Genomic DNA, 9,692 nt, shown 5'->3' with positions numbered 1-9,692 from the left:
CGCAGCTCCCCACGGCTTATCGCAGCGTAGCACGTCCTTCATCGCCTCTCAGCGCCAAGGCATCCACCGAACACCCTTAAGGCACTTGATTGCTCTCATTATCAATGTCCACACACTCGGCAGAATGTTGTCTGCACGATTGCCAAGAGACCTAAATCTCTAAGGCGCGCACCCTCGATGAATGCTACGTGCAGCCGGACATTGACTAGAAAGACCAGCTTGCTTCGTAAGATCGTTCCGATAGCGAGGCGGTCAAGCTTCGCTAAAAGGATCATTTACAACTCGCAGCCAACCTCACGGTTGAAAGCGAGCGCCGAAATGATCCGGAGATAATGAAGGCCCGCGCAACGATTTGCTGCACGACCCAACTCGGATCGATCTCCTCTTTACGATGTCAGAAATCACGCAACCTCACTGTCCATCCGGACTAGTGGGCGCGAAGTGATGTTTCGCGGACGATTTAGGTGCAAGACCCAGGTACAAGCAGCGCCGGCAATCAAACCATCTGGTGGAGCCAGACGGGATCGAACCGACGACCTCATGCTTGCAAAGCACGCGCTCTCCCAGCTGAGCTATGGCCCCGTAACCAGAAGACGAATGCCTACACTCGATCAAAGTGGTGGGCCTGGGAAGACTTGAACTTCCGACCTCACGCTTATCAAGCGCGCGCTCTAACCAACTGAGCTACAAGCCCCTAACGCATATCCTAACGAGGATTAGGGTCTTGCTCGCGTGCGACCGGCGGCAAGCGCCAATCGTACAGCGCAGCCCCTGGCGCGTGTTCGTCCGCGAAGAAAGAGAAACGAAGACGGCGAAATCCCGCCAATGGAGCTCAACGATCTGGCGATCTGTTGGCCCCTGATGTTTCTAAAACGGTCCGATAGTGAGCGTGAGCTCTCTGAAGGACCATCCTTAGAAAGGAGGTGATCCAGCCGCAGGTTCCCCTACGGCTACCTTGTTACGACTTCACCCCAGTCGCTGACCCTACCGTGGCCGGCTGCCTCCATTGCTGGTTAGCGCACCGTCTTCAGGTAAAGCCAACTCCCATGGTGTGACGGGCGGTGTGTACAAGGCCCGGGAACGTATTCACCGTGGCGTGCTGATCCACGATTACTAGCGATTCCAACTTCATGGGCTCGAGTTGCAGAGCCCAATCCGAACTGAGACGGCTTTTTGAGATTTGCTAGGACTTGCGTCTTCGCTTCCCATTGTCACCGCCATTGTAGCACGTGTGTAGCCCAGCCCGTAAGGGCCATGAGGACTTGACGTCATCCCCACCTTCCTCGCGGCTTATCACCGGCAGTCTCCTTAGAGTGCTCAACTAAATGGTAGCAACTAAGGACGGGGGTTGCGCTCGTTGCGGGACTTAACCCAACATCTCACGACACGAGCTGACGACAGCCATGCAGCACCTGTGTTCCAGGCTCCGAAGAGAAGGTCACGTCTCTGCGACCGGTCCTGGACATGTCAAGGGCTGGTAAGGTTCTGCGCGTTGCGTCGAATTAAACCACATGCTCCACCGCTTGTGCGGGCCCCCGTCAATTCCTTTGAGTTTTAATCTTGCGACCGTACTCCCCAGGCGGAATGCTTAAAGCGTTAGCTGCGCCACTAGTGAGTAAACCCACTAACGGCTGGCATTCATCGTTTACGGCGTGGACTACCAGGGTATCTAATCCTGTTTGCTCCCCACGCTTTCGTGCCTCAGCGTCAGTATCGGGCCAGTGAGCCGCCTTCGCCACTGGTGTTCTTGCGAATATCTACGAATTTCACCTCTACACTCGCAGTTCCACTCACCTCTCCCGAACTCAAGATCTTCAGTATCAAAGGCAGTTCTGGAGTTGAGCTCCAGGATTTCACCCCTGACTTAAAGACCCGCCTACGCACCCTTTACGCCCAGTGATTCCGAGCAACGCTAGCCCCCTTCGTATTACCGCGGCTGCTGGCACGAAGTTAGCCGGGGCTTATTCTTGCGGTACCGTCATTATCTTCCCGCACAAAAGAGCTTTACAACCCTAGGGCCTTCATCACTCACGCGGCATGGCTGGATCAGGGTTGCCCCCATTGTCCAATATTCCCCACTGCTGCCTCCCGTAGGAGTTTGGGCCGTGTCTCAGTCCCAATGTGGCTGATCATCCTCTCAGACCAGCTACTGATCGTCGCCTTGGTGAGCCGTTACCTCACCAACTAGCTAATCAGACGCGGGCCGATCTTTCGGCGATAAATCTTTCCCCGTAAGGGCTTATCCGGTATTAGCACAAGTTTCCCTGTGTTGTTCCGAACCAAAAGGTACGTTCCCACGCGTTACTCACCCGTCTGCCGCTGATGTATTGCTACACCCGCTCGACTTGCATGTGTTAAGCCTGCCGCCAGCGTTCGCTCTGAGCCAGGATCAAACTCTCAAGTTGGACTTGAACTTTGAACCGGCTGATCACAACGTTTGACGAGGTCCCACCATACTCGCGAAGCGATTCACATCGCTTGCGAACTGACCTCAATGAAGAGGCCATGGTGTTACCTTTGAAACGTGTACCGCCGAAGTCTTTCGTCCGGTCTCGATCAGAAAAGCCGAAGCTTTTCAGAAGCGAGACCCGCAAGGACTCCGCCGTCCACGTTTCTCTTTCTTCATCTTCACTTGTCAAACAGCCCGGGACCGGAGAGGTCCCAACCTTCCTGGGAGGAAGGGTTCCGACACCCTTACCGACGATGAATGACTCCAACCGATTTGTGTCGGCTGTTGTGCACTCAACAAGGTGAGGAGCATCAGTGGCGCGTTCGCTCGCCTTGGTCAGTGACCCGGCGGCGCCGCGCTCAGTGGTCGTGCTTATAGGCCCCTCCCCTCGGCGCTGTCAACGGGTATTGTCAACAAATCGTCGCACGGCCAAAGCCTGTGTGCACTGCGGAAAAAGTGCGGTGATTTCCGAGGCTTACGCGACGGGCGCGTCGGCCTCGGGCGACGCGTTCGGAGAAAATCGGGAAAAAAAGTTTGGCCTGCGAGAGAAAAAATTTGAGTTCCGAAGGGGCTCCAAGGAGCGCGCCCGGCGGGCAGCTCGCGCCCGGCTCAATCGTCAAACTTTTTCAGGATTTGGCGCCGTACTAGAGCCACAATCCCGGGGCGTTCTGGTATGACACAAGCTTGAATCGCTGGGTGCCTGTGGGGGCTGCCGGCGATTTACACTGGTCAAGGGGAGGCGATCTGAAAGATGCAGCTGCCTTCCCGGGACATTCGAGAGACATCGAGAGACCTTCATCCGCTTCGCTGTTCGTGAGTTCGGCCGGCCCCTCGAGGGCCTTTTGGCTGACGAGCGTCTTCAAGCGGCGTGCCTTTTCCGAAGATCCCCCTTGAAGAGGGCGACGACGGCAAGGCGCGGGAACAGGCTTCGCGCATGTCGGTGATATTGGGGGACTTGGGTTGAACCATAGGGCGCCACGCGGGGGTTATGGGCGTGAGACCGGGATCATCGATCTCGGCCACGAGCCGCCGCTTTCCGTCGATGGTTCCGAAGCTGCCGTGATCGATCGCCGCCGCGTCTCCGTACAGTGGTTCAGCGGCACGATTCTGACCGGACTCTGCGGCGCGGCCTTGATCGGCGGCGCCGTTTTCGCTTCGCTCGACGGCGAGTTGACCTTCGCCAAGGTGCCGGAGCGTGTCGAAGGCGTGCTGCGCGGCGCATTCGGCGCCAATGATCGCGCCGCCACCGTGCACAAGAGCGACCGCCTGCCGCCGCCCAGTGAATCCACGGCCTCGCGCAACGTGGTGCGCGTCTCGACGGTGGCCCGCGTCGGCAACCGCGACGTGATGCGGGTGCGGCCCTTCGTCCGCATCGCCGGCAACCTCTCGATGACGGCGAGCGATCTTTCGGCCAAGATCCCGCCGTTCAATGCCCAGCGCCTTCTGACCGATGTCGGCGCCGACCCGAAGACCGCATCCGACGATCCCAACAATCCCGAGGCGGTCGAGCCCGACGCCGAAGTGTCCTTTGTCACCAAGGACCTGTCGCCGGTGCTGCCCAAAGCCAAGATTTCCGCGGTGGTGGCGCTCGACGACATCCTGATGCGGGTTCGCGATGCCGCCAACTGGCGTGGCAACGGCGGCGTCCGTTATGCCGCGCTCGCCAACGCCACCGCCGACGTCTCAGGCGCGACCGGCCCGTCCGACATGAAGATGGCCTACGCCACCGAGGCGCCCTCGGCGGACCCCTATGCCGGCTTCGAGACGCGCGTGGTGCCGGAAAACGTCACGCTGCTGCCGAAGACCAAGGAACAGATCACCGGCGGCAATCCCAACGGCGAGCGCGTGCACCTCGTCAAGAAGGGCGACTCGGTCGCCTCCGTGCTGCGCGATCTCGGCGCGACACAAGAGGAAATCAAGGCGATATCCGCGACGCTCGGCCCGCGCGGCCGCGACGGCGGCCTGAAGGAAGGCGAGAAGCTTCGCATCCTGATGGCGCCCGCAAGCGCCGGTGCCCGACTCCAGCCATTCCGCGTCGTCGTCGCCAACGACACCATGGTCGAGGCGATCGCAGCGCTGTCGGATCTCGGCAAATACATCGCGGTCGACGTCTCAAGCATGAACACCGTCGCCGACGCGGCCGCGAATGCCAACAGCGACGACGATGACGACGACGACGGCACCGGCGTCCGGCTCTACCAGAGCATCTACGAGACCGCGATGCGCAACAAAGTGCCGATGCCGGTCATCGACGACATGATCAAGATCTACTCCTACGATGTCGATTTCCAGCGCAAGGTGCAGCCGGGCGATTCCTTCGACGTCTTCTACGCCGGCGAGGACGAGGGCACGGCGGCGGCCGACAAGAGCGAGGTGCTGTTCGCTTCCCTCACGGTCGGCGGCGAGACCAAGAAATACTACCGCTTCCAGAGCCCCGACGACGGCGTCGTCGACTACTACGACGAGACCGGCAAGAGCGCGAAGAAGTTCCTGGTCCGCAAGCCCGTCAACAGCGCCATCATGCGCTCCGGCTTCGGCGGCCGCCGCCACCCGATCCTCGGCTACGTAAAGATGCACACCGGCGTCGACTGGGCCACCGCCTACGGCACACCAATCTTCGCCGCCGGCAACGGCGTGATCGAGAAGGCCCAGCTCGAAGGCGGCTACGGCAAGTACGTCCGCATCAAGCACAACAACGGCTACGAGACCGCCTACGGCCACATGTCGGCGTTCGCGAAGGGCATGGAGCCCGGCAAGCAGGTGCGGCAAGGCCAGGTGATCGGCTTCGTCGGCTCGACCGGCCAGTCGACCGGACCCCACGTTCACTACGAAATCCTGGTCAACGGCCGCTTCGTCGACCCGATGCGCGTCAAGCTGCCGCGCGGTCGCTCGCTCGAAGGGCCGATCATGGCGGGCTTCGAAAAGGAGCGCGACCGCATCGAGGCGATGATGAGCAACCGCTCGAGCGGCATCGCCCGCATCTCGGATGCGACCGGCGGCCCGCTCCAGGTCACTAACCGCTAAGTCACTAATCGCGAAGTCACCAACCGGTAATTTTTCTCGAGACCGGCCTTTTCACGGCCGGGTTCCGTCCTACGTCCCCAGTTGTGGAACTGATCGGCGGCGTCTCGATTGACCCGCGCGACCTGTTTGAGCCGTTGAGCCAGAGGAGGACCAACCATGCGGCGCCTCTCACGCGAAGACGTCACCAAGGCCGTCAGCGGGGCTGATGACGTCACCATCGCCCAGATCATCGGAACCGGGGCGACCATCGAAGAACTCGCCGAAGCCCAGGCCTGGCTCGCCAATGACGAGCCCATGATCAACGACCTGCGGCCTCTGGCACAGGGCCGCGTGCGCGAGCTGGTGGATATCCTGTCGGAACTCGAACAGGACGACGACGAGCAAGGCCCGGCCAATCCGGGCGCCGTGTCTGCAGCCAGCTAGCCAGTCGGATCTGACAAAACAAATTCGCCCCGGAGAGGACGACCTCTCCGGGGCGGTTTGTTGTTTGAGGCAACAGGACGATCAGTTCAACTTCCTCTTCGGCACCGGCGCCTCGAACTGGGCGATCTCGGCCGTCTGCTGCGCCTTGCCGTTGAAGGTCAGCACGTTGCCCTCGGTGGAGATCGCAACAGTGTCGCCGTCCTTCACGTCACCGGCCAGGATCATCTCGGCGAGCGGATCCTGGAGGTAACGCTGGATCACCCGCTTCAGCGGCCGCGCGCCGTAGGCCGGATCCCAGCCCTTGGCAGCGAGCCAGTCGCGGCCTGCACCATCCAGCGTCAGCGCGATCTTGCGATCGGTGAGCAGCTTCTGCAGTCGGGCGAACTGGATCTCGACGATCCGGCCCATCTCGCTCTTCTGCAGGCGATGGAACAGGATGATCTCGTCGACGCGGTTGAGGAACTCCGGCCTGAAATGCGCCCGAACCGTTCCCATCACGTGCTCACGCACGGCAGAGGTGTCTTCGCCCTCCGGTTGATTCACCAGGAATTCCGAACCGAGGTTCGAGGTCATGATGATCAGCGTGTTGCGGAAATCGACGGTACGGCCCTGGCCGTCGGTGAGGCGGCCGTCGTCGAGCACCTGCAACAGGACGTTGAACACATCAGGATGCGCCTTCTCGATCTCGTCGAACAGCACCACCTGGTAAGGCCGGCGCCGCACCGCTTCGGTGAGCGCGCCGCCCTCGTCGTAGCCGACATAGCCCGGAGGCGCGCCGATCAGCCGCGAGACCGAGTGCTTCTCCATGTATTCGGACATGTCGAGGCGGACCATCGCGGTCTCGTCGTTGAACAGATACTCGGCGAGCGCCTTGGTCAGCTCGGTCTTGCCGACGCCGGTGGGGCCTAAGAACATGAACGAGCCGATCGGCCGGTTCGGATCCTGCAAGCCCGCACGCGAGCGGCGAACGGCGGTTGCGACCGCATGCACGGCCTCGCTCTGGCCGACGACACGCTGGCCGAGCGCCTCCTCCATCTTGAGGAGCTTTTCCTTCTCGCCCTCCAGCATCTTGTCGACGGGTACGCCGGTCCAGCGCGAGACCACCTGCGCGATGTGGTTGGCGGTGACCGCCTCCTCCATCATCTCGCCTGAGCCCTCGCGCGCCTCGATATCGGCGAGCTTCTTCTCCAGCTCCGGGATCCGGCCATAGGCCAGCTCACCGGCGCGCTGGAATTCGCCGCGCCGCTGCGCATTGGCAAGCTCGACGCGCAGGGCATCGAGCTCGGCCTTGAGCTTCTGGGCGTTGGAGAGCTTGTTCTTCTCCGCGCTCCAGCGCGCCGTCAGCGCCGCCGATTTTTCCTCCAGATCGGCGAGCTCCTTCTCCAGCGCCTGGAGGCGGCTCTTGGAGCCGATATCGCTTTCCTTCTTCAGCGCTTCCTGCTCGATCTTGAGCCGGATGATCTCGCGATCCAGCGAATCCAGTTCCTCGGGCTTGGAATCGACCTGCATCTTCAGCCGCGCGGCGGCCTCGTCCATGAGGTCGATCGCCTTGTCCGGCAGGAAGCGATCGGTGATGTAGCGGTTGGACAGCGTCGTCGCCGCCACCAGCGCGGAATCGGTGATCCGCACGCCGTGGTGCTGCTCGTACTTGTCCTTCAGCCCGCGCAGGATCGAGATGGTATCCTCGACCGAGGGCTCGCTGACGAAGATCGGCTGGAATCGCCGCGCCAGCGCCGCATCCTTCTCGACGTGCTTCTGGTACTCATCGAGCGTGGTCGCGCCGATGCAGTGCAGCTCGCCGCGGGCAAGCGCCGGCTTGAGCAGGTTGGACGCATCCATCGCGCCGTCGGCCTTGCCGGCGCCGATCAGCGTGTGCATCTCGTCGATGAACAGGATGAAGGTGCCTTCGGTCGCGGTCACCTCCTGGAGCACGGCCTTCAGCCGCTCCTCGAACTCGCCGCGGTATTTTGCGCCGGCAATCAGCGCGCCGAGGTCGAGCGAGAGCAGCTTCTTGTCCTTGAGGCTTTCCGGCACGTCGCCGTTGACGATGCGCAGCGCCAGGCCCTCGACGATGGCGGTCTTGCCGACGCCGGGCTCGCCGATCAGCACGGGATTGTTCTTGGTGCGGCGGGACAGCACCTGGATGGTGCGGCGGATCTCCTCGTCGCGCCCGATCACCGGGTCGAGCTTGCCGTCGCGCGCGGCCTGCGTGAGATCGCGGGCGTATTTCTTCAGCGCGTCATAGGCGTTCTCGGCGGTCGCGCTGTCGGCGGTGCGGCCCTTGCGCAGCGCCTCGATCGCGGCGTTGAGGTTTTGCGGGGTCACGCCGCCCTTGTTGAGGATCGTGCCGGCCTCGCTGCTCTTTTCGAGCGCGAGCCCGAGCAGCAGGCGCTCGACCGTGACGAAGCTGTCGCCGGCCTTTTCGCCGGCCTTTTCGGCAGCATCAAACGTGCGGGCGAGCTCGGGCGCCAGATAGATCTGCCCGGCGCCGCCGCCACTGACCTTCGGCACCTTGTTCAGGGCCTCCTCGGTCGCCTTCAAAATCGCCCGGGAATTGCCGCCGGCACGGTCGATCAGGCCGGCAGCCAGGCCCTCATTGTCGTCGAGGAGGACCTTCAGGAGGTGGAGAGTCGAAAACTGCTGGTGCCCCTCGCGCATCGCGAGCGATTGCGCGGACTGGATGAAGCCCCTGGAGCGTTCGGTGTACTTTTCAATGTTCATTTTGTCTTTCCCTCGGCCTGCCCCCGGAGCCCTCTAAGGCACTCCAGATGGCATCTTCATTGGGTTTCCGCTGGCCACATTGACGTTTCTCAAGCAGCAAGCGGTCGTTAGCAGCCGACGCTGGCGCCGGCCTGACGCAGATGTGGGAACCAAGTCACGGGAACGGAAGAGGCTTCTTCACAAATTCGTGCACGACAAATTTGTGAGCCAAATGCCCCGCTTGGCGCCAGCAGATGGAATCCGTTAACTAGTCGCCATGATGACCAGCCCGACTGCCGCGATCACGGGCCTTTACCGCTATCCGGTCAAAGGCCTCACGCCCGAGCCCCTGTCCCGCGTCGCCTTGCGGGTCGGCCAGACCCTGCCCGCCGACCGCCGCTATGCCATCGAGAACGGCCCGAGCGGCTTCGATCCGGAGGCGCCGCAATGGATGCCCAAGACCCAGTTCCTGATGCTGATGCGCAATGAGCGCCTGGCCGGCCTCAACAGCCGCTTTGAGGACGCGACCAATCTTTTGACCATCCGCAAGGACGGCCAGGTCGTCGCCAGCGGCGACCTGGAAACGGCAAGCGGGCGCGCTGCGATCGAGACCTACTTCACCGGCAATTTCCAGAGCGAGCTGCGCGGGCCGCCAAAAGTGCTGTCCGGCCGCGACCACAACTTTTCGGATGTCGCTAGCAAAGTCGTCTCCATCATCAATCTCGGCAGTGTCCATGCAATCGAGAAGATGCTGGGCGGCGTTGCCGTCCATCCCCTGCGCTTCCGCGGCAACCTCTACGTTCAGGGCTGGCCGGCCTGGTCCGAGCTCGACCTCCTCGGCCACACGCTGGCGATCGGCAATGCGCGGCTGAAGGTGGTCAAGCGCATCAAGCGCTGCGCGGCGACGAATGTCGATCCTGTGACCGCGGAACGCGATCTCGAAATCCCGCCGACGCTGTCGCGCCATCTCGGCCACATGGATTGCGGCATCTATGCCGAGGTCATCGCAGATGGCGAGATCGCCATCGGCGATCGGCTCGCGATGGAAGAGCCGAAGCTGGTGTGAGCTGCCGTACGGTGGGCAAAGGCGCTCTCG

Annotated in this window: 4 protein-coding genes, 2 tRNA genes and 2 rRNA genes (1 of these 8 cut by a window edge); 3 read left to right on the top strand and 5 right to left on the bottom strand. The window is 62.0% G+C overall.

Features of this window, described 5'->3' with window-relative positions:
* From YUU_RS0109655 to YUU_RS0109640, 4 genes are all read right to left on the bottom strand, one after another.
* Nucleotides 1-91 (bottom strand): 23S ribosomal RNA (locus tag YUU_RS0109655) (it extends 2,783 nt beyond the left edge of the window).
* Nucleotides 92-506: 415 nt separating this feature from the next.
* Nucleotides 507-582 (bottom strand) — tRNA-Ala (locus tag YUU_RS0109650).
* 35 nt (nt 583-617) lie between these two features.
* Nucleotides 618-694: transfer RNA gene (locus YUU_RS0109645), tRNA-Ile, on the bottom strand.
* A gap of 222 nt (nt 695-916) precedes the next feature.
* Nucleotides 917-2,405 (bottom strand): 16S ribosomal RNA (locus YUU_RS0109640).
* Together the 16S and 23S rRNA genes with 2 tRNA genes alongside form the textbook arrangement of a ribosomal RNA operon.
* Nucleotides 2,406-3,409: 1,004 nt before the next feature.
* Here YUU_RS0109640 and YUU_RS0109635 point away from each other — a divergent pair.
* Both YUU_RS0109635 and YUU_RS0109630 read left to right on the top strand, forming a co-directional pair.
* Complete coding sequence (locus YUU_RS0109635) at nt 3,410-5,473, top strand: M23 family metallopeptidase (protein ID WP_027522173.1); 2,064 nt, start codon at nt 3,410-3,412, stop codon at nt 5,471-5,473.
* Between the two features lie 156 nt (nt 5,474-5,629).
* Nucleotides 5,630-5,896: a hypothetical protein gene (locus YUU_RS0109630; protein ID WP_027522172.1), complete on the top strand. Its 267-nt coding sequence runs from the start codon at nt 5,630-5,632 to the stop codon at nt 5,894-5,896.
* 81 nt (nt 5,897-5,977) lie between these two features.
* Here YUU_RS0109630 and clpB read toward each other — a convergent pair whose 3' ends face one another.
* On the bottom strand, nt 5,978-8,617 hold the full coding sequence (gene clpB, locus YUU_RS0109625; protein ID WP_027522171.1) for an ATP-dependent chaperone ClpB: 2,640 nt from the start codon (nt 8,615-8,617) through the stop codon (nt 5,978-5,980).
* Between the two features lie 256 nt (nt 8,618-8,873).
* Between clpB and YUU_RS0109620 the strand changes: the two genes are divergently transcribed.
* Nucleotides 8,874-9,662 (top strand): MOSC domain-containing protein, encoded by a 789-nt coding sequence (locus tag YUU_RS0109620; RefSeq protein WP_027522170.1) that lies wholly within the window; start codon nt 8,874-8,876, stop codon nt 9,660-9,662.
* Nucleotides 9,663-9,692: the final 30 nt, after the last annotated feature.

The organism is Bradyrhizobium sp. Ec3.3 (assembly GCF_000472925.1).
GTDB lineage: Bacteria > Pseudomonadota > Alphaproteobacteria > Rhizobiales > Xanthobacteraceae > Bradyrhizobium.
The sequence above is the reverse complement of the archived record's forward strand: the minus strand, read 5'-3'. Positions and strand labels throughout refer to the sequence as shown.